The organism is Rhodococcus sp. MS16 (assembly GCF_013277795.1).
In the GTDB taxonomy this organism is placed as follows: domain Bacteria; phylum Actinomycetota; class Actinomycetes; order Mycobacteriales; family Mycobacteriaceae; genus Rhodococcus_F; species Rhodococcus_F globerula.
This window is the reverse complement of the sequence record NZ_VBTM01000003.1, coordinates 90,362-113,414: the sequence shown is the minus strand read 5'-3', so window position 1 is coordinate 113,414 and position 23,053 is coordinate 90,362. Positions and strand designations below refer to the sequence as shown.

Below are 23,053 nucleotides of genomic sequence, written 5' to 3'. Positions count from 1 at the left end.
GCGCGGGCGCTGTGGGTGGGCAATCGATTCCGGTGTTGACGGTGTTGGGCATCGTGGCGGCAGCAGTGGCGACGGTTGCGATCGGAATCTACGGAGTGCGGCTTTCTCGCACCACGTCCGACTTTCTGGTTGCCTCCCGCACGGTGGGGCCGCAGTGGAATGCCACGGCGATCTCAGGTGAATACCTTTCTGCTGCGTCCTTTCTCGGTGTTGCCGGTCTGGTGGCCAAGTACGGGGCGGACGCGTTGTGGTACCCGATCGGGTTCACTGCGGGCTATCTGGCGCTACTGCTTTTCGTAGCAGCACCACTCCGTAGATCGGGTGCGTACACCGTTCCGGACTTCGCTGAATTCCGTTTGGGTTCACCGCGTTTACGTAAACTGGCAATGCTCGTGGTTGCGATGGTGTGCATTCTCTATCTGATTCCGCAGTTCCAAGGGGCCGGTCTGACCCTCAATATCCTTCTCGGCGTGCCGAGTTGGATCGGTGGGGTTGTGGTCGGGGTGATCGTCATCGCCAACGTCGTCGGTGGCGGCATGCGATCGATCACGTTCGTTCAGGCATTCCAATACTGGCTCAAACTGTCTGCGGTGGCGATTCCGGCTGTGGCACTGGCCTTCTACTTCTTTGCTGACGAACATGACGTAGGTGCTCCGGCGCCGCCGACGGTCAGCGAGCAGACCACCGTGGACATCACCACCGATGTTGTGGTGCAGGTGGCCGAACCGGTGACAGTGCAGGGAGGAACGGTGGATGGTCGCTCGGCCACGGGCAGTGTTGTCCTCGAGCCGGGTGAGCACACCCTCGGCGAGGGAATGTCGATGGTTCTGGAAGCCGGTGCAGCCGTTCCGGTGGTAGCCGGGGCGCCGGCGCACAATTCGGATTGGATCACGCCCGGTTGGGGATTCGGCGGTCCGCACCCGACGTATCAGGTGTATTCGCTGATGCTCGCGACCTTTCTCGGGACGCTCGGATTGCCGCACGTACTGGTGCGGTTCTACACCAATCCGGACGGGCGGACGGCGCGACTGACATCGCTGGCCGTCGTTGGTCTTGTTGGCGTCTTCTACTTTTTTCCGGTCCTGCTCGGAGTGTTCGCTCGGTTGTACGTTCCGCAGTTGCTGATCACCGGAACCTCCGACGCTGCAGTGCTGCTGTTGCCAGGTTCGGTGTTCTCGGGGTGGGGCGGGCAGTTGCTGGCAGCACTGGTGGCGTCGGGCGCGATTGCCGCGTTCCTCTCCACGTCGTCTGGTCTGCTCGTGAGCATCGCCGGTGTGATCAGCACCGACGTCCTACGAGGGCGGATACGCGATTTCCGGATCGCCGCCCTTCTGGCCGGTGCGATTCCGCTGGCCATGTCACTTGCCGTGGTGTCGGTCGATCTCTCGATCACCGTCGGGTTGGTATTTGCCGTTGCCGCGTCGACGCTCTGCCCGTTGCTCCTGCTCGGCGTCTGGTGGCGCGGATTGACCGCGGTCGGCGCCGGCGCAGGCATGGTGGTGGGCGGCTTTGTAGCCGGGACGGCAGCAACGGTCGCGATCCTCGGCGGATTGTCGGAAACGGTGTTGAGCGGGTGGCCCGCTGCGATCTTCGCGTTTCCGGCCGCCGTCAGCGTGCCGCTCGCGTTCGCCACGATGGTTGTTGTCAGTAAGGCATCGAGCAAGCAGATACCTGCGGATATAGCGCGGATCTTCACTCGTATGCATGCTCCCGAGCGTCTGGACATGGGTTCCGACCGCGAGGACGAGCTGCGTCAGCCCTGATTTCGGCGTGCCGCTGGTCGCGCTTGGACGACCGTTCAGCGCACGACTCGACAGCTCACCGTGTGAGCGCCACCACAGCCATCTCATGTGACTCCGATCTCACTAACGTCTGGACGTAGTTCACTTCACACGCGAGGCGAGGAGCCGGCAGTGTCCACAGCAGAAGTCAGTGAGGGGTCGCCGCAAGAGCGGCGGACCCCGGATGCCCAGGCATTCATAGACATGCAAGCAAGTCCCGAGTTCCAGGAACTCCGGACGCGCCTGCGCAAGTTCGTTTTCCCCATCACTGCATTCTTTCTGCTCTGGTATGCGGTGTACGTCCTTCTGGCGACCTACGCCCACGACTTCATGGCGACCAAGGTCATCGGCAACATCAACCTCGGCATCATTCTCGGCCTCGGACAGTTCGTGACGACGTTCGCGATCACTGCCTGGTACGTGAAGTTCGCCGGCCGCGAACTCGATCCGCGTTCTGCTGCTATCCGTGACGAGCTGGAAGGCCCCGTATCGTGATCACCACACTCGCCGCGTCCGGGACGGATGTGGGAAACCCCGTCTTCAACATCGCGATCTTCCTCGCGTTTGTCGTCGGCACGATGACACTCGTCATTCGCGCCAGCCGCACCACGAAGAAGGCATCCGACTTCTACACCGGTGGCGGGCAGTTCACCGGTCCGCAGAACGGTTTTGCCATCGCCGGTGACTACCTTTCGGCTGCCTCCTTCCTCGGGATCGCCGGGGCCATCGCCGTTTACGGTTACGACGGCTTCCTCTACTCCATCGGCTTCCTCGTCGCGTGGCTCGTGGCCTTGCTTCTGGTCGCCGAATTGCTGCGCAACACCGGCAGATTCACGATGGCCGACGTATTGAGCTTCCGCCTCAAACAGCGCCCGGTGCGTATGGCCGCGGCGATCTCCACACTTGCTGTCTCGCTCTTCTACCTGTTGGCCCAGATGGCCGGTGCCGGTGGACTTGTCGCGCTGTTGCTCAACATCGAAGGTAAGACCGGTCAGGCAGTCGTGGTCGCGATCGTCGGCGTGCTGATGATCGTCTACGTCTTGGTCGGCGGTATGAAGGGCACCACCTACGTGCAGATGGTCAAGGCCGTTCTACTGGTGGCCGGCGCCGGAATCATGTTCGTGCTCGTGCTCTTCGCGGTCCGGGGTAACTTCTCCCAGCTCCTCGCGGATGCGCAGAACGTGGTCAGTAACTCCTCCAACGAAGCTGTTGCCGGTCGCGACATTCTTGCGCCGGGCGCAAAGTACGGGCTGACCGGGATGACGCAGCTCGACTTCATTTCTCTCGGAATCGCTTTGGTGCTCGGCACTGCAGGCCTGCCGCACGTGCTGATGCGCTTCTACACCGTCCCCACCGCCAAGGAAGCTCGCCGTTCCGTCACTTGGGCGATCGCACTGATCGGCGCCTTCTACCTGTTCACGCTGGTGCTCGGCTACGGCGCAGCCAAGATGGTCGGACCCGACGTGATCCTGGCTGCTCCCGGCAAGGAGAACTCTGCGGCACCGCTGCTGGCCTTCGAGCTCGGCGGCACGATCTTCCTCGGCATCATCTCGGCCGTGGCTTTTGCCACCATCCTCGCGGTGGTCGCCGGTCTCGCGATCACGGCATCTGCGTCGTTTGCTCACGACATCTACGCCAGTGTCATCAAGCGCGGCAACGCAACCGAAGAACAGCAGGTTCGGGTTTCACGCATCACCGTTGTCGTGATCGGTGTCATCTCCATCGTTCTCGGTATCGGCGCCATGGGCCAGAACATCGCCTTCCTGGTGGCTCTCGCCTTTGCTGTTGCGGCCTCGGCGAACCTGCCGACCCTGCTGTACTCGCTCTTCTGGAAGAAGTTCAACACCACGGGTGCGCTGTTCAGCATCTACGGCGGTCTGATCAGCTGCTTGACGCTGATCGTGTTCTCCCCGGCCATCTCGGGCAAGCCGTCGTCGATGCTCCCGAACTCGGACTTCGCGTGGTTCCCGCTCTCCAACCCCGGCATCGTCTCGATCCCGCTGGCATTTGCCCTCGGCATCATCGGTACCTACATCGGGCGCAACAAGCCCGAGGATCCGGCCAAGCAGGCCGAGATGGAAGTTCGTTCCCTCACCGGCGTCGGCGTCGAGAAGGCTGTCGATCACTAGGGGCGCAGCCCCCGTGCGCCTTTCTGGTACCTCCGGTAACCAGAAAGGCGCACAGCGCTATTGTCCCACCATGGCAAAACTCACAGTGAAGATCGACGTCCCCCTTCCGCCGCAGGAAGTGTGGGACAAGGCATCAGATCTCAGTGGCTACGAGAATTGGCTTGTCGTCCATGACGGTTGGCGAGGGGAACTTCCCGAACAGTTGGGGGTGGGAACCGAGATCAGCTCAGTTGTCACGGTGAAAGGCCTGCGTAATCGTGTGCGCTGGACCATCAAGAAGTACGACGTGCCCTCGGCGTTGTCGCTCAAGGGTGACGGCAAGGGTGGGGTCAAGCTGGGGCTCGAACTCGACGTCAAGGCCAAGGGCACGGGTTCGGAGTTGGCGTTGACCGTCGAACTCGGTGGCGCTCCGCTTTTCGGACCCATCGGTTCCGGCGTTGCTCGGGCTCTCAAAGGGGATATCGAGCAGTCGTTGGCGCAGTTCGTTCGAATCTACGCTTGAATTTTCGCAAGTAGTTACTTTGCGGCAAACATGAGTTAGGATTCTTTTCGGCGGGATAAACCGGGCATAGGTTTGTTATGAACCTGGTGCTCCGCCGGAGAGGATTCCGCACATGTCTGGTCGTCACGGCTCGTCCGGGGTACCAACAGCGTCTATGCCGCGATCGGTGAAAGTACTGGTTGGAGTGCTGTCGGTGGTTGCCGTCGCAGGTTCCGCGGCGTTTGCCGTCACCTTCAGCAATCTGGGGGAGGATGCTCCGACGGTCACGCCTACCGCCGCGACATCGGAGTGCACACAGACCGACAATCTGGTGGTAGCAGTTGATCCGTCCATTGCCACCGGCGTCGAGGCGGTAGTGGCGACGATTGATCCGGAAAAGCTCGGTTGCGCATCGTTCACCGTGGTGTCCCAGGACTCGGCTCGAACCTACGGGGATCTTGCGCTCGGCGGTTCCGGTCCGGCGATCTGGATACCCGATTCGTCAGAATGGCTCGACAAGGCCGGGGCGGCTGGTCGTTCCGTCTCGAAGGTCAGTGCGTCGGTAGCGTCCACACCGGTGGTCACGGTGTCGAAATCCGGTGAAACTACCAGTCCGGCAAGCTGGCTCGACGTCCTGGCAGTTCCAGGACTGCATATCGGTGATCCGCTTTCCAGCGCCGTGTCCAGCGCACCCATCGTTGCCGCGTTTGCCGAAACTCAGGCGCGCGGCGGCGATACCGCGTCCATCTCGGCCGCATTGGTTCCCGTGGCACAAGCTCAACTCGGGAATGTGAAGGAAGCCGGTTCGACCATCCGCATAGAAAAGGTTGCCGCGGACAGCGGAACCGCGGTCACCACCGAACAGACGTTCATCGCGTACATGGCCGCTCATCCCGACGCTCGGTTGACCGCCGCAGTGCCGACGTCCGGCACGGTGTTCATGAATTACCCGATGGCGCTGACCGGAGAATCGACTGCACTGCCGGCCGCACAGGTTCTCGCCGACGCACTCACGTCTGCTAGCGGCCGCACAGCCTTGTCCGGTCTGGGTTTTCGTGCAGCGGGCAACGAACCGTTGCCGAGCGGCGGCGTCGGGATTATCACGCCGTTGGTTCCGAGCGATCCGTCTGTGGTGGCCACAGCGCTGGCGCGCTACGAGATTCTGTCCCGGCCCTCCCGTGCATTGGCGGTTGTCGACGTCTCCGGCTCGATGGACTACATGGAGGGCGGCGTGACCCGAATGGCCGCTACGGCGCACGCCGGCGACATCGCGATCCGAATGTTCCCCGCCAATGCACAATTGGGTCTGTGGGCCTTCTCGATCGACCTCGGCGACGGCACCGATTACCGCGAACTCGAGCCTGTTGCGCGCATGGATGCGCCCGAGGGCGACACCGATCATCGGACCAAACTTCTGTCTCACGTCGACGAGCTACCGTCACTTGTCGGTGGCGGAACTGGGTTGTACGACAGTGTTCTGGCGGCATTTCGTCAGATCCAGAGCACGTATGACCCGTCGTCGATCAACTCGGTCATTCTCCTGACCGACGGGGCCAACGACGATCCGTCCGGTATTTCGCGGGAGGAGTTGCTCGACACTCTTGCACGCGAGCGCGATGCCGCCCGTCCGGTACCGATCATCACCATCGGCGTCACCGGCGATGCGGATACCGAAGTATTGAAACAGATTTCAGCAGTCACCGGCGGAAACAGTCACTTCGCACCCACACCCGCCGATATCCCCAAGGTGTTTGTCGGCGCGATCAGCGGCCGTGGCAACTGATCGGATCTAGTCGAGGATCTTTGCGTCCGCAGTATCGGTGATCCATTCGGTGGCAAGAGCTTCGAGGGTTCCGTCGGCATACAGTGAGTCGACTGCGGCCGACACACACGCGGTAAGTGGACTGTTCTTCTCGAGGACGGCACCGAAGAACTCGGTGACGGCGTTCGGCCGCGGAAACTGTCCGACGATCACGGACTGTGGCAGTTCGGTCTCCGTGATGTGGAATCCGGTGGGAATGTCGACAACCAGGGCGTCGATCTCGCCGGCCGCCAATGCGGCCTTGGCTTCGTCGGTGTTGGCGTAACTGCGCGGCGGGGTTGACGGACTGATGGTCTCGGTGATGGCAAGCAGGCTGGTCGACCCGGCCTGTGCGCCAAGTCGGTACTGCGTCAGTGAATTCAGATCCGTGGCCTGTGCAGCGCCGTTGTTCTGCAAGGCAATGACCGACTGCGCCACCGCGTAGTACGGCGAGCTGAAATCGACGGACTCGCGGCGATCTCCGGAAATCGTGAACTGGTCGAGCGCGAAGTCGAAGTCTTTGCTGCCAGGCTTCAGCGCGTCGTTGAATGCGACGCTCGTGAACGTGACCTGATCGGGGTTGTAACCAAGTTTCTCGGTCACAGCGCGGGCCACTGCACCCTCGAATCCTTGCCCGTTCGACGGATCGCCGTCGTGAAACCAGGGCTCGTACGACGGCGAACCGGTGGCGATGGTGAGTGTGCCGTCGTTGGTGGTCGTGCCACTGCCCGGACCGCATTCCGTCACGGCTGCAGTGGACGGAAGCTTGGTGAAGGTCTCGGGAATGCTGGTGGTGGTTTCCGGGACTGCAGCGGCGCTCTCAGGCTGAGTGGAGCATGAACTCAAGAGGATCGCGGAGGCGAAGATTGCAGTTACGGCAACGCAACGTCGTGGCATAGGCACGTTGCCATCTTGCCTGTATGTCCGGTATCGATGTGATCGGGGTCTTGTACCCGGCCAATTTTCAGGCTGCTGAGCGACGGAGAACGAGGCGTTCCGTTGGTGTCGTTCCTCCCCAGACGCCGTGTGGTTCACCGGTCTCCAGTGCAAAGTTCAGGCAGTCGTCGATCACCGGGCAGCGGAAGCACACCTGCTTGGCCGTTTGTTCGCGCACAAGCCGATTGCGCCCGCGTTCCTCGCCGGGTGAATAGAAAACCGCTGGATCAACGGACTTGCAGGTTGCGAGCATGCGCCAGTTGTTGTCCACACACAGTTCCGACATGTGCTGCGTTGTCATCGTGGTTGTCCTTTCGGCTCGAGCCTCAGTGTGGCCGGTGAGGGTTGCGCGAGGACAGGGTTCCGATCGCAGCGATTTCTACTGCCGGATCACGGGCGCTGCAGCACAATGAAGAGATGGCGACGACTGATCGGGGCCAGATCACACTCGATGGCATAACCGTGCCCGTGACCAATCTCGGGAAGGTGCTCTATCCCGAGAGTGGAACCACCAAAGCCGAAGTCATCGACTACTACACTCGAATTTCCGCAGTCATGATTCCCCATGTCGTCGGTAGGCCGGGAACGCGGAAACGTTGGCCGAACGGGGTGGACGGTCAATCATTTTTCGAGAAGAACCTTGCATCGTCGGCGCCGGATTGGCTGACCCGCGCGTCATTACAGCATTCCGACCGAGTGGTCACGTATCCCATTTTCGATTCAGTTGCTTCGCTTGCCTGGCTCGGTCAACAAGCAGCCCTCGAATTACATGTTCCGCAATGGCGATTCGACGGTTCCGAGCGCGGGCCCGCAACCCGATTGGTGTTCGATCTCGACCCGGGTGATGGCGTCGGGTTGGCCGAATGCGCCGAGGTGGCCCGTTCCATCCGGGATCTTGTGGGGACGCTTGGCTGGACAGCGTATCCCGTTACCAGCGGAAGCAAGGGTATTCATCTCTATGTGCCGCTCGATCGGCCGCTGGACGGCAGTGGTGCGTCGACCGTCGCCAAGCAGATCGCGGTGGGACTCGAGAAGATCCATCCGGATCTGGTGACAGCGACGATGGCGCGAAATGTTCGAGCCGGCAAGATTTTTGTCGACTGGAGCCAGAACAACGCGGCCAAAACCACTATCGCTCCGTACTCGATGCGTGGGCGTGCCCAGCCTTATGTTGCCGCGCCGCGCAGTTGGGACGAACTCGACGACCCGAAGTTGCGTCACTTGCTGTTCGACGAGGTGCTCGAACGCGTTGATTCCGGCGGTGACTTGTTGGCTGCTCTCGATCCTCCCGTGGTGCAGCAGGATTCGTTGACACGATATCGAAACAAGCGTGCGGCAGACCGGACGCCGGAGCCGGTACCGGATTCGATTTCCCCCGGCGCGCTCGGCAATTCCTTTGTGATTCAGGAACATCACGCGCGACGCCTGCACTACGACGTTCGGCTCGAACGTGACGGTGTGCTGGTGTCGTGGGCAGTTCCGAAAGGGGTACCCACCACCGCGGGGGAGAACCGGTTGGCTGTCCACACCGAGGACCATCCGCTCGAGTACGCCACCTTCTCCGGCACGATCCCCAAGGGCGAGTACGGCGGCGGATCGATGACGATCTGGGATTCCGGCACGTACGAGACCGAGAAGTGGCGTGACGACGAGGTGATCGTGCGCTTGGACGGGAACCGAGTGCAGGGCAGATTCGCGCTGATTCGGACCAAAGGTGACCAGTGGCTGATGCATCTGATGAAGGATCAGAAATCCAGCTTCGGAATCGAGTTTCCGAAAGGGATCGAACCGATGCTCGCGACGCCCGGATCGCTCGAGGGTCTGGATGAGGACGAGTGGGCATTCGAGGGTAAATGGGATGGGATACGGGTGATTCTCGAATTTCATTCGGGCACACTGTCGCTCCGCAGCCGAGCCGGTAACGACAAGACCGGCGACTATCCCGCGCTGGCTGGACTTGCTTCGGTTCTCGACGGCCACGAGGTGGTTCTCGACGGTGAAGTGGTGTCGTACAACGCGGAAGGTGTCACCGATTTCGGTGCTTTGCAGCGCGGCGGCGAACCCGAGTTTCTGGCTTTCGATCTCCTGTATCTCGACGGAGTTTCCCTGCTGCGCAAGTCGTACACCGATCGTCGGACTGTGCTGAATGCGTTGGCCACGAAGGTCGGTGATCTTACCGTGCCGCCAGAGATCGACGGAACTGCGGCGGAAGCACTGGAGGGGAGCCGCGAATCCGGCTGGGAGGGGATCGTCGCAAAGCGTCGTGCCTCGGTCTACCTTCCGGGACGGAGGGGGTCGAGTTGGATCAAGGTCAAGAACTGGCGTACGCAGGAGGTAGTGATCGGCGGGTGGCGCACGGGTCAAGGCAATCGGGCCCGGGGGATAGGCGCACTTCTCATGGGAATTCCGGGCGAAGACGGGTTGAGTTACGTCGGCCGGGTGGGGACCGGCTTCACCGACCGCGACCTGGAAACATTGCTGGCGGTACTGGAACCCTTGCAGCAGAAGGAAAGCCCGTTCGAAGATGATGTTCCGACGGAGGATCGCAAGGGAGCGGTATGGATCCGCCCTGAACTGGTCGGTGAAGTGCGGTTCATGGATTGGACCGCGAGTGGTCGCCTGCGGCACCCCAGTTGGCGGGGGATGCGGGAGGACAAGTCGCCGACGGACGTGCGGCGGGATACGTAGGGGGAAACGCTATTCGTGTCCGGGCTCGAGGTCGCGGACGTCGGTGTAGGTGACAACCGTACCGAGATCGCCAGGTGCAGAGCCTGATTCGGGATCCAGTAGGAAACCTACGTGGTCTCCGAGAGGGATGCGGTCGATAATGCGTCCGCTGAACCATGCGGAGGACTCATCGAGTATCGGGAGTTCATGGGGGCCAGGATGCCAGGCGCAACGCGCGAACTTGTCGATATCGTCGCCGGTGGATCCCCCGAACAACGTTGCCAATTCGATGTGATCCCTCGGGATGACGTGGACAGCAAGAAATTCCGTCGTCAATGCTGTGTGGAACGTGTGATTCTTGTTCGACAGTCCAACGAGAAAACGCGGAGGAGCGATACTGACCTGAGATGCAAAACCGACCAGACATCCGGACCGCTGGTTGCCCTCGCCGGTGGTGACGACAAACATCGGGTAGTCGAGTTTGCCGACCAGTGTGTCGAATGCGCTTGTGCCGTTGTCGTCAGAGTTGCCGGGTGCTCCTCGAGTCCCGTTGGGGCGTTTGCCGATCAATGACCTTCCTGATCCGTGAGGTTATGGCCTTCGAGGCGCTTGACGCGTCGTCGCTCGAGAAGGACGGCGGCTACGCCCAGCACGAGGGACACAGCGCACACTGCGCCGGCGATCAATGCCCATCCCTGAAAACCGTAACCTAGTGCCACCAAGGTTAATCCGAGCGTGGCGAGCGCAAGCCCGATGAGAAGGTACCCGGGGTAGTTCCGTCCGTCGGCGATCCCTTCGCCTACGTGAGATCGATTGGTATGTGCGTCGTCGACGGGTAGGTCGCCGTTTGTTTCAGCCACTGTGTTCTCCGTTCTCGGAAGTCAACCCCGAAGGCATTTCGGTGTGTATATCTGTGTTGCGCTCTACCCGTTGTGCGGATCGGTCGCTGGTCCGTGTGTTGTTGCGCCGCCTTCGCCGGACCAGGGTTGGTCGCCTGACGGATCGGATTGGACGTCGCTGTCCGCATTTTCGGAACCTGAATCGGTTGTGACGGTTTCGACATCATCAGGTGAAACGTCGCCTGAGTTTTCTTGTTTGCCGGTCATCATGCCTCCTGGGTTCATCTCGACGGGAAGTCGAGGGAGCGACCTACCGATCGCACCAGAAAAAGCTAATCTGCATCCGTGGAAACAGATAATATCATGTAAGCGTTCAAATTCTGAGGTTGCCGGGCCGCTTACCGGGGTGAACTGCGCAGTGAAGTCTCACCCCGGTCCCAGCAACCGGTGATGTGTTCGGCCAGCAGGTCGTCGAACGCCAAACATGAAGCGGCGCCGAACAGAATGTCGCTCCCCATGGTGGGGTCTTGCTCCGCTAGCTTGCCGGCGAGATCGCGGACTGCGATCTGTTCGTGAACGGAGTCGGCTTCTACATGCTCGTCGTAGAACAGTGTTGCCCGCGAGCTGAAACCTAGGCGACGCAGCCCGGTGCTGTAGTTCTTGCTGGGAAGCGACGACGTGGTTTCCACTGCGCACAGATGGCCGATCAACGCCCCGAGCAGCCGACGATGAAATCCGAAGAGCGAGAGCACATTGAGGCTCGCAAGGGTCACTGCCGGAACGGCGTCGAGATAGTGTGCGTACTGATCCGACAGTCCGAGTTCGCGCATGGTGTTGGCAAAGAGGGTGGAGTGCATCCTCTCCAATCGCCCGCCGCCGTACTCGTCGGCTTGGACTTCCACCAGCGCGGCTTTCGGGGCTCCGGCCAGACGCGGAATTCCCAATGTGTGAACATCGGATTCTCGTAGCTGGTTGAGCGAACGGTGGATGAGTACCTCTTCGAACTGTTCGGCACTGGCGTCTGTCGCCATGAACTTGGACATGCTCGGCCCGGTCGACGGCGCGGTCATCGCCCACAATTGTGAGACGACGTCCGCGGCGTCGAGAGGTTGGGCTTCAAGATTTCGGGATGCGACGATCGAACGGACTGCTGCCTCGAACGACGACTCCAGCGCGGCCCGTCCTGCGAGAAGATCGAGGTTCCATTCCCATTCGTCAGACACTCCGGCGAGTCCCTGAAGGTGTAGTTCGTACAGCAGCGTCAGCGACAGTTGTGCGTCGTCGTCGAACACGATCGATGTACCATCGTGCTCTCCGGCCGCACTCCGAGCGGCGGCGGTGAAGGCAGCAGGGTTAGCGTCGGATCCAGACAACAGTGCAATCAGCAGTTCGCTGACCTGTCCTCGCGCGGAGGGGATCGGCATGCGAGTGCCGGTTGCCAGTGCTTGCGATGGTGTTAGATCAATCCGTGTGGAGGACATATGAACTCCGATTCCGATCCTGGGGGCGACGATTCCGCTGTCACGATCACTGTATGCCCAGACGGGCCACTACTGGTTCGAGGTCCGGCGACGCTGGTCGACGCCGACGGCAACCCGATCAGCCGTGAACGTGCAACGGTGGCGCTGTGTCGTTGCGGTGGCACAGCGATACCTCCCTTCTGCGACGGTACCCACAAAAAGAGAAAAGTTCGACGTTCCTGAGTGGCTGAACCCGGTTTTACGGCAAACGCCCGGCGGGGCGTTTGCCGATCGGGAGTGATCGGCAAACGCGCCACCGGGCAGGTTAACGGGGTGGATCAATACCAGACTTTCCGGCCGCCCACCGCGCGACCCGTAGCGCCGAGGAGCGACAAGACTGCGCCGACGACCACCAAAATGATGCCGACCGTAGTCAGAATGCTGATTGACGTGAAGTAGCCGACCAGTGCCAAGATAATGCCGAGAACAATCATGGTGAATCCTCATCTCCGATGCGTAGGAAGTTGCCGTGATTTACGGACTTCCGCTATCTGTTCACTGGCGGCGGCACCAGTGCATCCGCTCAGTTGGTGAACTTGTTCTTGATATCGCTTGCAGCATCCGAGATATCGTCACCGACCTGTTTGGTCTTGCCTGAGACCTGATCCTTGGCGCCCTCGGCGGCAAGATCGTCGTTGTCGGTCTTGTGTCCGACCTTCTCCTTTGCCTCGCCGATGAGTTCCTCGGCCTTGTGCTTTGCCTTGTCGATGAAATCAGCCATGGTTATCGTGATCCTTTCGGGTAGAGATTGATTCGAGTCGTTCTGGATCTGGGAAATTCACCGTCGGCCGGTGACGGCCTTGACCAGGAAGAGCAAGATCACCGCGCCGAGTACACACGTGAAGAAGCTGAATATCAGGCCACCACCGTTGACGTCGACACCGAACAATTTGAGAAGGAATCCGCCGATCAGACCGCCGATAATGCCGACGACGATGTTCAGCACGATTCCCATGGAGGCATCGGTTTTCATGATCTTGCTGCCGATCCAGCCGGCGAGTCCGCCGATGATGATCCAACCGATGATGCCGAGTCCGAGCACAGTGAGTCTCCTTGTGACAAGTGGATTCCAAGTGACAGTGGGATTCCGAGATTGGGGATTCCACGATTGAGGTCATCTTGGACCTTTAAAAAACTGAGGTCAGAGGGAAGTGATAGCTACAGCCCCGAGCAGTGTTCCCACTACTATCGATCCGGCCAACAGTCGTTGCTGCAGTTGGAATATCCGAAGTTCGCGTTTTGTCACGGTTCAGGCTTTACGGGCCTTGTCGGCGGCGTCGAGTTCCGTCGAACTTCCCTCGTGCACAAGGTTTCCGCCTGAGTTCTCCAGATGAGCTCGGACGAACCATTGGAACTTCTCCAGCTGCGCTGTTTGACCGATCAGCATGTCTTCGGTGATGGGATCGATCTTTCCGACCGAGTCGATAGCGGCCCGGGAATCGGTGATGATGCCGGTGTAGACGAGGTCCAACGCCGCGAGGTGTGCGCGAGCGTCGTCACGTCCGACTGAATAGTCGTCCCACGAACGGTCGGCTTCGATGGCGCCGGCGGTTCCCTTCGGGGAGTTGCCGAGTGCTGCGATGCGTTCGGCGACGTCATCTGCGTAACCACGCACCAAATCGACTTGGGGGTCGATCATTTCGTGTACGCCGATGAAATTAGGGCCTACGACATTCCAGTGAATGTGCTTGAGGGTCAAGTGTAGATCGTTGTACGCGCTCAGGCGTTCCTGCAGAACTGCGGCTACGCGCGCGCCGTCGTCGGTGCTCAGTCCCGGGATCGTGAATGTAGACATGTATCTTCCTCTCGTCAGAGTGTCGAGCTGTGTGCACTGGTGTGTGCTGCTGCGGCACAAATACTTTCGGATCGTGTCTGTCGATTCAGTTGATGCTTCCGGCCAGGTCCTCTGTTATCGGATCCCCGAACATCATGGCGATTCGCAGTTTGAGTTCCGGCGTGGCCAAGGTCGAGCTACCGGAGTTGATCTCGCCGCTCGGTGCGGACGGGATGTCGATCGTCGTCATCTTGCTCCTGCGGTCTAGGGGTGTAAGTAGTGAGAATCGGGCGATCCGCTTCTCGTCAGCGCCGTGTTCTGCGCCTCTCAACACCCAAATCTGTCTGCAATTTGATACGCATGTTCTCGTCAGGACGTACTAAAATCTATACCAGCCGACGCAGATAATTAGCAACCCCAGAACGAGCGGATCGACTCCAGTCTGAATCAGTCAGGTGATGAAATGGCCGCCCTGTACAGGCGAAATGCCGAAAGTCCTGAATTTGAAAAAATCTTCGGCCTCGATCGCCGATATGAAATCTATGCTCCCGCGAACAGATTCGTTGCCTGGAAGTGCTAAAGTCGTGGAATCGCCGATTGGGTCGAGGAGGCTTGCAGTGACATTAGAGCCACACACGCGCTCACGGCGTGGCGTTTACGGCATCTCGGTGATGTCGGAGTTATCCGGAGTCGGGCCACAGACGTTGAGACTGTACGAGCGACGAGGACTCCTGACCCCCACACGCACGGGTGGTGGAACTCGCCGGTACAGCGAATCAGATCTGGAGACATTGCGTCGCATCACCGCGTTGATCGACGACGGCGTCAATTTGGTCGGAGTGAGATTGATTCTCTCGCTCGAGGCCGAAAATTCAACTCTTGCGGCGAGGATCGCTCAGTTGAGTGAATCTGCTGACGGTCAGGCCTGATCGCCGCGTGAGTCGGCGTCGGTCGCTTCAGTGCGGTTGTTATCGACGTCAGTCGCTTCAGTGCGGCTGATATCCCCGAAGTCTGCATCGGCAACGATCTTGTTTCCGCCGGCTTCGAGGGACGCGAGGGCGGAATCGAAGGCGTCGATGAGCCACTGGTTTGTTGCTTCGGTGAGCAATTCATCCGGCGCGCCGTCGATATCGGCCTGGAAGAAGCGAACCAACCAGGTTCCACTGATACCGGGTTCGTTCGACAAACCGTGAGGAGTGTTTGTGGCAACGACGTAGCGGTTGTACTCGAGATCTACCCGAATGGCGTACGCGTCGTCCAGATGCACGATGTTCGCCGGTCGCTGCGTGGCTGCTGCCAGCGCGATCAGCGCATCGTTGTAAATTTCCGCGTACTTCACAGTGAGTGGAATGGTCGGCCTATCTGTTCGACGTAGCCATGCAGCACAGCATGGCAAGGATAAAGACGGTTCAACGCCCATACCAGGCACGGAACTGAAATTCATCCTATCCCAGACGCCTGTCGGCAGATTCCGGCGGTATCGGGCGCGCCCAACGACCGGCCGGCAGCTGTTCAGGGGCACAGCGCGTGAGAGAGCATGGCCACTATGTCCGGTTGTTCCTTCGGCGTCGAGGTCAGCGTCACGGTGTATGCGCGATCTTCCGTTGCACCGGACAGTGTGTAGTAGCCGTAGATTCCACCGCTGTGTCCGATGTAGGTAACCCCGCAGGGCAGTTCGGTGGATCCGACTCCCAAGCCGTAGCCCAGGCCTTCGGCTTCGGTGGCACCGGCGTGTGGGGTGGTCATCTCGGTGAGTTCGTTCTCCGGCACGATTCTGCCGCTCAACAAGGCCCGCCAGAAGGTGTTGAGATCCTTGCCGGTAGACACCAGGGCACCTGCTGACCAGGGGATGGACGGTTCGATCCGGGAGACATCGGTGCGCCCGCCGGGTAGATCGGCATATCCGGTCATGTGCTCACCTCGGATGTCTCGTTCACCCGGTGGTGGGAGATAGGTGTCCTCGAGTTCCAGTGGTTCCAGAATCCGAGTGCGCAGCTCGTCCGCGTAGCTTCGGCCGGTCACAGCTTCTACGAGCATCCCGAGAACTATGTAGTTGGTGTTGGTGTAGCGAAAAGCTGATCCGGGCTCGAACTGCGCGGGCTTGCTCAAAGCGATGGCCACAGCGTCGGCTGGCGTGAGCGTGCGATTTTCGTTCGCAGCCACCCATTCGTCGGCGTTGGGTTCGCCGGCGAACTCGGCTAACCCGCTGCGATGTTGCAGTAGGTGCCGGACGGTGATGGTGTCACCCGGCACAAGTCCTGGGAGGTAGCGCTGGACCGGTGCATCGAGGCCGACCTTGTCCTGCGCAACCAGTTGCAGCACGAGTGCTGCGGTGAATGTTTTTGTCACGCCGGCGATCCGGACTCGGTAGCGAGGGCCGATCGAATCGCCATTCGTCTGGTGAGGCACACCGCTGGTCAGAACCGTAGTGGTCGAGTTGTCGTCGAGCGTGGCAATCGAGCCGACTGCGCCCGATTTCGTGAGCGAATCCAGATCCGATTGAACCTCGACGGTCCGTTGGAGCGTCGCGCATCCGACAAGCGCCATCGAGGTCGCAACTACAGCAATGGTGGCCAAGACGTGTGAGCGCATGAGTCGAATCTAAGGATCTTTCGGCTCGCGGGAATCCAGGAAATCCCGGATCTTTCCCCTGATCTTTCTCGGGCGCCAAGGACTGGGCTGTCTGGGACTGGGCGGGGACAAAGGGCCTCATTCTGCATAGGGTTGCCGATTCTTGTCCGAATTGCCCGAGATGATCGTTAGCATCCGAAGGCCACATGCTCATTTCAGATCCGACCAGTTCAACGCTATTTCGGTGCGATGGCCGCACCGCAGTACCTCAACGAAGGACGGTTGCATGAGGAAGTCGACACTGCGCAGGGGAACGGTTGCAGCCCTGCTGACCGGAAGCGTTCTGGTCCTGACTGCAGCGCCCGCTCTCGCGGAACCGGGAAGCGCCGGTAGTACCGGCAGTACCGGGTCACTGGGCAGTATGGGCAGTATCAGCAGCGGATCTGCGGCCCTTCCGATCCCCAGTCCCGCAGGTTTGATCGCTTTGGCGGCGGCCACCACCCAAACCGGAAAGCCATACCAATGGGGTGGCGTCGGACCGAACTCGTGGGATTGCTCCGGGCTGGTGCAATGGGCGTTCCGGCAGGCCGGCGTGAATCTACCGCGGACCAGCCAAGAGCAAGCCCGTGTGGGACAAGCGGTTCCGCGGTGGGCACTAGTTCCCGGCGACGTCATCACGTTCTATCCCGGCGCAACGCACGTCGGAATCTACGCGGGCTTCGGAATGGTCTTCAACGCGTACGGCGTCGGAGTTCCCACGGGTCTGACCCCCTTGGCTGATCTCCCGATCAACAACATTCGACGGTTCTAATCTGCACAAAACCTTCACAAGTCCTCCCAGGTTCATCCACGTCGGGCTAATACAGTCAGTTCCATGAGTCAGCGAAAAGTGCTCGTGGTCGACGACGAAGTCAGCATCTGCGAATCGATTGCCGCGCGTCTGCGCGCCGAGGGATTCGACGTGGAGATGGCATTCGACGGACCCAGTGCTGTCGCGCGGTGCGCCGAGATCAATCCGGACCTGGTGGTTCTCGACGTGATGATGCCTGGATTCGACGGCCTCGAAGTGTGTCGTCGAATCCAGGCCGTACGAGCTGTGCCCGTGCTGATGCTCACGGCGCGCGCCGACGAAACCGACATGGTGATCGGTTTGGGTGTCGGTGCTGATGACTACCTCAGCAAGCCGTTCAGCATGCGGGTGCTGGTTGCGCGGGTACAGGCGCTGCTCCGGCGGGCTGGTCGTCCCTCGCAGCCGCTATCCGATCTCTTGGAGTTCGGTGACGTCGTGATCGACCTGACCGAGCGTCGGGTGCGCCGCGACGCGCAAGAAATACACCTGACGCGGACCGAATTCGATCTGATCGTGTATCTGGCAGAGCGACCAAGAGCCGCGATTCCCCGCGAGTCGCTGCTCGAGGAGATCTGGGGATGGGGCGAGGGGGCGGGGAGTCGCACCGTCGACTCTCACGTCAAGGCGCTACGACGCAAACTGGGGTCCTCGGTGATCCGAACCGTTCATGGCGTCGGCTACGCGTGGGACGTGCCGCGATGAGCGTCGTCGACCGGCTATTTGCGCGGTGGCCACGACCGCTCGACCCGATGCGGTCCTTCAAGGTGAAGGTCGGGTTGTTGGTTGTCGCCGCATTGTTGTTCGCTTCCGGTGGTTTCTGGCTGACATCGCAACAACCGTTTCGATTCGCGCTGTTGACGGCATTGTTTGTTGCCCTGGGTGTTACGCAGGTGCTCGCACACGGAATGACGTCACCACTTCGCGAGATGACGGCAGCGGCCAAGGCTATGGCGCGTGGCGACTATTCCCGTCGAGTGCGGGCGACATCGCGCGACGAAGTGGGCGAACTTGCAACGGCATTCAATCGAATGGCCGAGGATTTGGGTGCCGACGACAGGTATCGCCGCGAGCTGATCGGCAACGTGTCGCATGAGTTACGCACGCCGATCACCGCTTTGCAGGCGATGCTCGAGAACATTGTCGACGGTGTGCAGGATCCGAATCCGGAGACGATGCGTTCGGCTCTCGCTCAAACAGAACGTCTCGGTGCTCTGGTGGACGATCTGCTTGATCTCTCGAAACTCGAGGGTGGTGCAATGCCGTTGAATCCCAAGATGTTCGAGATGGAGCCGTTCCTGGACGAATTGATGTCGCAGCGTAGGGGAGGCGTCGTCATCGATGTGAGCCCTGCTTCGCTGAGCATCTCGGCCGATCCGGATCGCCTGCATCAGGTCGTGACCAACCTGCTGGACAACGCAGTTCGCCACGGCGGCAACGACGTACACGCAGTGATTCGCGTGCGCAGAGATACTGCGCACGCCGTCGTGATCGATGTCCATGACGACGGCCCGGGGATCGAGCCGGCTGCACGCTGCGAGGTCTTCGACCGATTCATCCGAGGGGGTTCCACGGACGGTGGCACCGGCCTTGGGCTTGCCATCGCGAAGTGGGCCGTCGAATTACATGGCGGCACCATTGCCGTTGTTGATGCGCACGCTGGGTGCTGTATTCGAGTGGTACTGCCGCAGAACTGAATTAACCGATTATCGACGGCGCGCCCCAAACGGGGTCCGCGCCTGATTTGCCGATCCTGAAAGTAGGTCTGATAATGACTGCTCCGGTTGCTGTTGCACCAAAACCCAGTGCGCCTGCCCTACTGGTGCCACGCGTATGGCGTCGAGATCGGACGTCCATTCCGACGCGTCCGATGCTGATCGGATCGGCAGTGGTGGGTGCTCTTGCCGCCCTGATCCTCGATGTCGACACCATCGGGGTTGCCTACGCGATCGTGTTTGTCGGTGTCACGGTAGTTGTCGGGCTCCTCACGCCGCCACGGTTGACTCCGATTCAATGGGGAGCCTGCGCCGGCGCACTTGCGCTGTTCGGTGTGGCTGCGGTCCGCGGTGCGGGATGGCTTGTCTTTGTGTGCCTGGTGGCAGCGTGGGTTGTGTTCACCTGGGCGTTGATCGGTGGCCGGACGTGGACAGGCATCGCGCTGGGAACGATCATGCCGTGGCGCGCTCCACTACGAGTGATGCGCTTTGCCCGGCGGAGAAACGCGAGACCCGGCGCAGCGCTGCGAGTGCCGGCCGTTCGTGTGGTGGCCGTAGGTGCCGTCAGCGTCGCAATGCTCCTGATCTTCGGATCTCTTTTTGCCAGTGCGGATCCGGAATTCGCGAAGTTCTTCGACGGCGCAGCTCCCTCGATTCGAGTCGATGAAACAATTGCTCACCTGTTGATCGGGGTATTGGTGGCTTTCGGGACGCTCACGGCTGTGTATCTACGGCGCCGAACGCCTGACGTCGACGCGCTTGCTCCCATGCCGGCGTCGCCGCTGCCATTGTGGGAGTGGGTGGTGCCGCTCGCGATGCTGAACGTGCTGTTCTTGGGATTTGTTGCGGTGCAACTCAAGACGCTGTTCGGAGGCGACAAACACGTCCAGGTCACGGACGGTCTGACGTATGCTGACTATGCGCGTCAAGGATTCTGGCAGCTGATGATGGTGACGGTGCTGACGTTGTTGGTGATCGCGGTTGCGGTTCGGCGTGTAGATCGCGATGATCGCCGATCGAGGGCACTGGCCCGGGGGCTGCTTGGCGCGCTGTGCACGTTCAGCCTTGTCATTGTGGCGTCGGCCGTTCATCGAATGTGGTTGTACGAGAACCAGTACGGATTCACGAGGTTGCGAGTGAGTGTCTTTGCCGTCGAACTGCTGCTCGGGCTGGTCTTTGTCTTGCTGATCATCGCGGGAGTGCGGATGTCGGGCGCGTGGCTGCCGACGGCTGTACTCGCCATGGCCACTGTGGGCTTGCTGGGCTTTGCGTTCTTCAACCCTGATGCGTACATCGCGGAGAAGAACGTCGAGCGCTTCGAGCAGGGGAAGAGCATCGACGTGAACTATCTGAGCACGCTTTCGGTCGATGCCGTTCCTGCACTTGATCGACTGCCGGAGCCGCAGCGCAGTGATTCGCTGTGGTACCTGAAACAGGAACTGCGCGGATCCGAAGATTCGTGGTGGGAGTTCAACAGTGCGCGCAAGCAGGCCAGGGAGATCCTGTTCGGATAGCCGCGCGCCGATTGTGCAGCCGCAGAGGTAGTTACCCCTGCGGCTGCACAATTGCCCTGCGGCCTAGTGCACGGCCAGCGAAATCTTCTCGCGCTCCTGCGCGGACACAACATCACGCGTCGGAAGCAAGTCGATGGTCACGCTGTTGAGTTTGCCGCCGTAGCGGAACGTGCCCTTCTCCGCGAATTCCTCGGAAACCGGGCTGCCACGGTTGATTCCGATATCCAGCTGCTCGTTCATGCTGAAGATCGCCCGGGTGGTCTTGTCGACCCTGCCCTCCGCGACAACCTCGCCGTCGACGCGCACCGTCGCGAGACCGCCTTTGCCGATACCACCGCCGTCGTAGTCGAAATTGACCGAAACTTCCTTGGCGTCGGGGGACAGGGGCTTCTCGGCGCGCACGAAGGTACGGCCACCACCGCTGAAGTTGTAGCAGTACACGGGGACGGAATCGATGATGTACAGAGCGAATCCGCCGAACCGGCCACCGAGGCTGACCAGCATGCCGTCGGCGACGCTGCCCAGGTTGGCGGTCAACGCGTACGAGCGGTTGAAGAAGTTGGGTGCTGCCTTCTCGACCAGCCCGTTCATGTGCGGGTACAGCGTCAGCGACTTGCGGCCCATCATGGGATGCGGCGGACGTGATTCCGGTGTCGAATGCCGTCCGACGGTACGGTCGTCGAGAGGCAGCACCTGGTACTTGGCGGCCTCGACCAGGAACTTTTCCTTGAGTCGCGCGAGGATCTCAGGATGTTCGTCCGCGAGGTCACGGGCCTGCGACCAATCGACCGTCGTGTCGTACAACTCCCACTTGTCGTCGCTCAGCGACGTCAGTTCCAGTCCGTGCGTTGCCATCAGCCACGGGGCACGGTGCGCGGTGACTGCGGTCCAACCGTGATCGTAGATGCCGCGGTTTCCGAAGATCTCGAAATACTGTGTGGTGTGCCGCTCGTCGGCCGCTGGATCATCGAAGGTGTAGTTCATCGCTACACCCTCCATCGGTTTCTGCGTTACACCGTCGACGCTTGTCGGGGCCGGGATGCCGGCAGCTTCGAGGATCGTGGGGGTGATGTCGACGCAATGGTGCCACTGTTCACGGATTCCGGGATTCTCGATTCCCTTGGGCCAGTGCGCGATCAAGCCGTTGCGGGTTCCACCGTAGTGAGAGGCAACCTGTTTGGCCCACTGGTACGGGGTGTCGAGCGCTAGTGCCCAGGCAGCCGGGTAGTGCGGATAGCTGGTTTCGGTACCCAGTTCGTCGTACCGGGCGAGCACGTCTGCGGTCGCGGTCTTGTAGCCGTTGAGCCCGGCGAGGTAGTTGAACGAACCCTCCATGCCGCCTTCGGCCGAGGCTCCGTTGTCACCCATCATGTAGAGGACGAGGGTGTTGTCCAGAACGCCCATGTCCTGCAGGCGATCCACCAGTCGCCCGACCTCGTCGTCGGTGTGCTCGAGGAACGCGGCGTACAACTCCATGAGCCGGGCCGAGACCTTCTTCTGGTCGTCATCGAGCTCATCCCAGTGTGGAACGCCCGGTGCCCACGGAGCCAGGACGGTATCCGGCCCGACGACGCCCAGTTCCTTCTGCTTTTCGAGAGTGATCTCTCGCTGGCGATCCCATCCGTGATCGAATTCGCCGACGTACTTGTTCAGGTAACTGTCCGGAACCTGAAGGGGCGCATGGCACGCGCCGAAGGGGAGGTAGCAGAACCACGGCTTGTCCGGGTCCATGGTGTTGACGCCCTCGACCCACTCGATTGCGTGATCGACCAGATCCTCGGAGAGGTGATAGCCCTCCTGTGGCGTCTTGGGCAGGTCCACCATCGTGAAGTCCTCGTAGAGAACCGGTGTGAACTGGTCGGACTCGGCGCCCAGAAAGCCGTAGAACTTGTCGAACCCTTCGCGTACCGGCCAACGATCGAACGGCCCCGCCGCTGTGGTCTCCCAGGTCGGAGTCTGGTGCATCTTGCCGAAAGCGCCCGTAGCGTAACCATTTCCCTGCAAAATGCGAGCAACGGTGGCCGCCGAGGCAGGCCGGGTTCCGTTGTATCCGGGTGCGGCGTTTGCCATCTCGGAGATGACACCCATGCCGACGCTGTGATGATTGCGGCCCGTCAGAGTGGCGGCTCGGGTTGGTGAACACAATGCGGCAGTGTGGAATCGGCTGTACTTGACCCCGGTGTCTGCCAGGCGTTCAGCCGTCGGGGTACGGCACGGGCCACCAAAAGCGGAGGGGGCGCCGAATCCGACATCGTCGATCATGACGAGCAGAACGTTGGGTGCCCCGGCCGGCGGGCGAATTGGCTCTGGCCGGGTGAATGGCACCTTCTGGTCTCGGTAGTCGACGGATGCGGCGACGTTCGGCGTCTCGGGGATGATCGGGATGGAATGACGATTCACAAGTGGGCTCCTGGCTGTATCGAGGCCGAGAATTAAGTAGATGACTTAATCTGCAGCGTAACTCCCGATGTCGCATTC

General features: G+C 60.7%; 26 protein-coding genes. 12 read left to right on the top strand and 14 right to left on the bottom strand.

What is annotated here, in order from left to right:
- The first annotated feature begins 11 nt into the window (after positions 1-11).
- The 5 genes from FEZ60_RS05510 to FEZ60_RS05490 all read left to right on the top strand — a co-directional run bounded on the left by FEZ60_RS05510 (position 12) and on the right by FEZ60_RS05490 (position 6,174).
- A complete protein-coding gene (locus FEZ60_RS05510; protein WP_033234154.1) occupies positions 12-1,763 on the top strand; it encodes a cation acetate symporter in 1,752 nt (583 codons plus the stop codon).
- 150 nt (positions 1,764-1,913) lie between these two features.
- Complete coding sequence (locus FEZ60_RS05505; RefSeq protein ID WP_033234155.1) at positions 1,914-2,276, top strand: DUF485 domain-containing protein; 363 nt, start codon at positions 1,914-1,916, stop codon at positions 2,274-2,276.
- Positions 2,273-3,910, top strand: a complete 1,638-nt coding sequence (locus tag FEZ60_RS05500) for a cation acetate symporter (protein ID WP_033234156.1) — start codon at positions 2,273-2,275, stop codon at positions 3,908-3,910. Before FEZ60_RS05505 ends, FEZ60_RS05500 begins: the two co-directional genes overlap by 4 nt.
- A gap of 70 nt (positions 3,911-3,980) precedes the next feature.
- Positions 3,981-4,412 (top strand): SRPBCC family protein, encoded by a 432-nt coding sequence (locus tag FEZ60_RS05495; protein WP_033234157.1) that lies wholly within the window; start codon positions 3,981-3,983, stop codon positions 4,410-4,412.
- 166 nt (positions 4,413-4,578) lie between these two features.
- On the top strand, positions 4,579-6,174 hold the full coding sequence (locus tag FEZ60_RS05490) for a substrate-binding domain-containing protein (RefSeq protein WP_346343335.1): 1,596 nt from the start codon (positions 4,579-4,581) through the stop codon (positions 6,172-6,174).
- A 6-nt stretch (positions 6,175-6,180) separates the two neighbouring features.
- Here the strand turns inward: FEZ60_RS05490 and FEZ60_RS05485 are convergent, their stop codons facing one another.
- Together FEZ60_RS05485 and FEZ60_RS05480 are read right to left on the bottom strand one after the other, a co-directional pair.
- Complete coding sequence (locus tag FEZ60_RS05485; protein WP_172935969.1) at positions 6,181-7,089, bottom strand: transporter substrate-binding domain-containing protein; 909 nt, start codon at positions 7,087-7,089, stop codon at positions 6,181-6,183.
- A gap of 67 nt (positions 7,090-7,156) precedes the next feature.
- Positions 7,157-7,429, bottom strand: coding sequence for a WhiB family transcriptional regulator (locus FEZ60_RS05480; RefSeq protein ID WP_172935712.1), 273 nt, complete (start codon positions 7,427-7,429; stop codon positions 7,157-7,159).
- 116 nt (positions 7,430-7,545) lie between these two features.
- Between FEZ60_RS05480 and FEZ60_RS05475 the strand changes: the two genes are divergently transcribed.
- Positions 7,546-9,816, top strand: coding sequence for an ATP-dependent DNA ligase (locus FEZ60_RS05475; RefSeq protein WP_172935711.1), 2,271 nt, complete (start codon positions 7,546-7,548; stop codon positions 9,814-9,816).
- A gap of 9 nt (positions 9,817-9,825) precedes the next feature.
- Here FEZ60_RS05475 and FEZ60_RS05470 read toward each other — a convergent pair whose 3' ends face one another.
- The 4 genes from FEZ60_RS05470 to FEZ60_RS05455 all read right to left on the bottom strand — a co-directional run bounded on the left by FEZ60_RS05470 (position 9,826) and on the right by FEZ60_RS05455 (position 12,115).
- The gene (locus FEZ60_RS05470; protein WP_345770112.1) at positions 9,826-10,287 is read right to left on the bottom strand and encodes a flavin reductase family protein; all 462 of its coding nucleotides are present in this window, start codon (positions 10,285-10,287) and stop codon (positions 9,826-9,828) included.
- A 74-nt stretch (positions 10,288-10,361) separates the two neighbouring features.
- Entirely contained in the window at positions 10,362-10,655 is a 294-nt protein-coding gene (locus FEZ60_RS05465) for a hypothetical protein (protein WP_033234161.1), read from the bottom strand.
- Between the two features lie 63 nt (positions 10,656-10,718).
- The gene (locus tag FEZ60_RS05460) at positions 10,719-10,901 is read right to left on the bottom strand and encodes a hypothetical protein (RefSeq protein WP_033234380.1); all 183 of its coding nucleotides are present in this window, start codon (positions 10,899-10,901) and stop codon (positions 10,719-10,721) included.
- A gap of 131 nt (positions 10,902-11,032) precedes the next feature.
- Positions 11,033-12,115 (bottom strand): iron-containing redox enzyme family protein, encoded by a 1,083-nt coding sequence (locus FEZ60_RS05455; protein WP_045069130.1) that lies wholly within the window; start codon positions 12,113-12,115, stop codon positions 11,033-11,035.
- Between FEZ60_RS05455 and FEZ60_RS05450 the strand changes: the two genes are divergently transcribed.
- The gene (locus FEZ60_RS05450; protein WP_033234163.1) at positions 12,116-12,337 is read left to right on the top strand and encodes a CDGSH iron-sulfur domain-containing protein; all 222 of its coding nucleotides are present in this window, start codon (positions 12,116-12,118) and stop codon (positions 12,335-12,337) included. It abuts the gene before it with no gap.
- Positions 12,338-12,432: 95 nt separating this feature from the next.
- Here FEZ60_RS05450 and FEZ60_RS05445 read toward each other — a convergent pair whose 3' ends face one another.
- The 5 genes from FEZ60_RS05445 to FEZ60_RS05425 all read right to left on the bottom strand — a co-directional run bounded on the left by FEZ60_RS05445 (position 12,433) and on the right by FEZ60_RS05425 (position 14,178).
- Positions 12,433-12,588: a DUF6131 family protein gene (locus FEZ60_RS05445; RefSeq protein WP_092806704.1), complete on the bottom strand. Its 156-nt coding sequence runs from the start codon at positions 12,586-12,588 to the stop codon at positions 12,433-12,435.
- Between the two features lie 89 nt (positions 12,589-12,677).
- A complete protein-coding gene (locus FEZ60_RS05440) occupies positions 12,678-12,875 on the bottom strand; it encodes a CsbD family protein (RefSeq protein ID WP_033234164.1) in 198 nt (65 codons plus the stop codon).
- 57 nt (positions 12,876-12,932) lie between these two features.
- Positions 12,933-13,196 carry a GlsB/YeaQ/YmgE family stress response membrane protein gene (locus tag FEZ60_RS05435; RefSeq protein ID WP_045069132.1) on the bottom strand — a complete coding sequence of 88 codons (264 nt, stop codon included), beginning with the start codon at positions 13,194-13,196 and terminating at the stop codon, positions 12,933-12,935.
- 207 nt (positions 13,197-13,403) lie between these two features.
- The gene (locus tag FEZ60_RS05430; protein ID WP_045069134.1) at positions 13,404-13,949 is read right to left on the bottom strand and encodes a DNA starvation/stationary phase protection protein; all 546 of its coding nucleotides are present in this window, start codon (positions 13,947-13,949) and stop codon (positions 13,404-13,406) included.
- Between the two features lie 85 nt (positions 13,950-14,034).
- The gene (locus tag FEZ60_RS05425) at positions 14,035-14,178 is read right to left on the bottom strand and encodes a hypothetical protein (protein WP_165826319.1); all 144 of its coding nucleotides are present in this window, start codon (positions 14,176-14,178) and stop codon (positions 14,035-14,037) included.
- Between the two features lie 367 nt (positions 14,179-14,545).
- On the opposite strand from FEZ60_RS05425, the gene FEZ60_RS05420 reads away from it, so the two are divergent.
- A complete protein-coding gene (locus tag FEZ60_RS05420) occupies positions 14,546-14,857 on the top strand; it encodes a MerR family transcriptional regulator (protein ID WP_033234167.1) in 312 nt (103 codons plus the stop codon).
- On the opposite strand, the gene FEZ60_RS05415 is transcribed toward FEZ60_RS05420, so the two are convergent.
- Together FEZ60_RS05415 and FEZ60_RS05410 are read right to left on the bottom strand one after the other, a co-directional pair.
- Positions 14,848-15,267: a hypothetical protein gene (locus FEZ60_RS05415; protein WP_230590124.1), complete on the bottom strand. Its 420-nt coding sequence runs from the start codon at positions 15,265-15,267 to the stop codon at positions 14,848-14,850. The two genes, FEZ60_RS05420 and FEZ60_RS05415, sit on opposite strands and share 10 nt — an antisense overlap.
- Positions 15,268-15,440: 173 nt before the next feature.
- Positions 15,441-16,520 carry a serine hydrolase domain-containing protein gene (locus FEZ60_RS05410; RefSeq protein ID WP_141486369.1) on the bottom strand — a complete coding sequence of 360 codons (1,080 nt, stop codon included), beginning with the start codon at positions 16,518-16,520 and terminating at the stop codon, positions 15,441-15,443.
- A gap of 265 nt (positions 16,521-16,785) precedes the next feature.
- On the opposite strand from FEZ60_RS05410, the gene FEZ60_RS05405 reads away from it, so the two are divergent.
- From FEZ60_RS05405 to FEZ60_RS05390, 4 genes are all read left to right on the top strand, one after another.
- Positions 16,786-17,310, top strand: a complete 525-nt coding sequence (locus FEZ60_RS05405) for an NlpC/P60 family protein (RefSeq protein ID WP_052683592.1) — start codon at positions 16,786-16,788, stop codon at positions 17,308-17,310.
- A 63-nt stretch (positions 17,311-17,373) separates the two neighbouring features.
- Complete coding sequence (locus FEZ60_RS05400) at positions 17,374-18,051, top strand: response regulator transcription factor (protein WP_033234170.1); 678 nt, start codon at positions 17,374-17,376, stop codon at positions 18,049-18,051.
- Positions 18,048-19,043 (top strand): HAMP domain-containing sensor histidine kinase, encoded by a 996-nt coding sequence (locus tag FEZ60_RS05395; protein ID WP_141486368.1) that lies wholly within the window; start codon positions 18,048-18,050, stop codon positions 19,041-19,043. Before FEZ60_RS05400 ends, FEZ60_RS05395 begins: the two co-directional genes overlap by 4 nt.
- Positions 19,044-19,117: 74 nt before the next feature.
- Positions 19,118-20,575, top strand: a complete 1,458-nt coding sequence (locus tag FEZ60_RS05390; RefSeq protein ID WP_172935710.1) for a DUF4173 domain-containing protein — start codon at positions 19,118-19,120, stop codon at positions 20,573-20,575.
- Between the two features lie 63 nt (positions 20,576-20,638).
- Here FEZ60_RS05390 and FEZ60_RS05385 read toward each other — a convergent pair whose 3' ends face one another.
- The gene (locus tag FEZ60_RS05385; protein ID WP_092806714.1) at positions 20,639-22,975 is read right to left on the bottom strand and encodes an arylsulfatase; all 2,337 of its coding nucleotides are present in this window, start codon (positions 22,973-22,975) and stop codon (positions 20,639-20,641) included.
- Positions 22,976-23,053 lie beyond the last annotated feature (78 nt).

Bases quoted from the DNA above. Each gene is read 5' to 3' on its own strand.
- FEZ60_RS05495 (WP_033234157.1), top strand. From the start codon at position 3,981: ATGGCAAAACTCACAGTGAAGATCGACGTCCCCCTTCCGCCGCAGGAA.
- FEZ60_RS05485 (WP_172935969.1), bottom strand. From the start codon at position 7,089: ATGCCACGACGTTGCGTTGCCGTAACTGCAATCTTCGCCTCCGCGATC.
- FEZ60_RS05480 (WP_172935712.1), bottom strand. From the start codon at position 7,429: ATGACAACGCAGCACATGTCGGAACTGTGTGTGGACAACAACTGGCGC.
- FEZ60_RS05475 (WP_172935711.1), top strand. From the start codon at position 7,546: ATGGCGACGACTGATCGGGGCCAGATCACACTCGATGGCATAACCGTG.
- FEZ60_RS05460 (WP_033234380.1), bottom strand. From the start codon at position 10,901: ATGACCGGCAAACAAGAAAACTCAGGCGACGTTTCACCTGATGATGTC.
- FEZ60_RS05455 (WP_045069130.1), bottom strand. From the start codon at position 12,115: ATGTCCTCCACACGGATTGATCTAACACCATCGCAAGCACTGGCAACC.
- FEZ60_RS05450 (WP_033234163.1), top strand. From the start codon at position 12,116: ATGAACTCCGATTCCGATCCTGGGGGCGACGATTCCGCTGTCACGATC.
- FEZ60_RS05445 (WP_092806704.1), bottom strand. From the start codon at position 12,588: ATGATTGTTCTCGGCATTATCTTGGCACTGGTCGGCTACTTCACGTCA.
- FEZ60_RS05440 (WP_033234164.1), bottom strand. From the start codon at position 12,875: ATGGCTGATTTCATCGACAAGGCAAAGCACAAGGCCGAGGAACTCATC.
- FEZ60_RS05430 (WP_045069134.1), bottom strand. From the start codon at position 13,949: ATGTCTACATTCACGATCCCGGGACTGAGCACCGACGACGGCGCGCGC.
- FEZ60_RS05425 (WP_165826319.1), bottom strand. From the start codon at position 14,178: ATGACGACGATCGACATCCCGTCCGCACCGAGCGGCGAGATCAACTCC.
- FEZ60_RS05410 (WP_141486369.1), bottom strand. From the start codon at position 16,520: ATGCGCTCACACGTCTTGGCCACCATTGCTGTAGTTGCGACCTCGATG.
- FEZ60_RS05405 (WP_052683592.1), top strand. From the start codon at position 16,786: ATGAGGAAGTCGACACTGCGCAGGGGAACGGTTGCAGCCCTGCTGACC.
- FEZ60_RS05400 (WP_033234170.1), top strand. From the start codon at position 17,374: ATGAGTCAGCGAAAAGTGCTCGTGGTCGACGACGAAGTCAGCATCTGC.
- FEZ60_RS05395 (WP_141486368.1), top strand. From the start codon at position 18,048: ATGAGCGTCGTCGACCGGCTATTTGCGCGGTGGCCACGACCGCTCGAC.
- FEZ60_RS05390 (WP_172935710.1), top strand. From the start codon at position 19,118: ATGACTGCTCCGGTTGCTGTTGCACCAAAACCCAGTGCGCCTGCCCTA.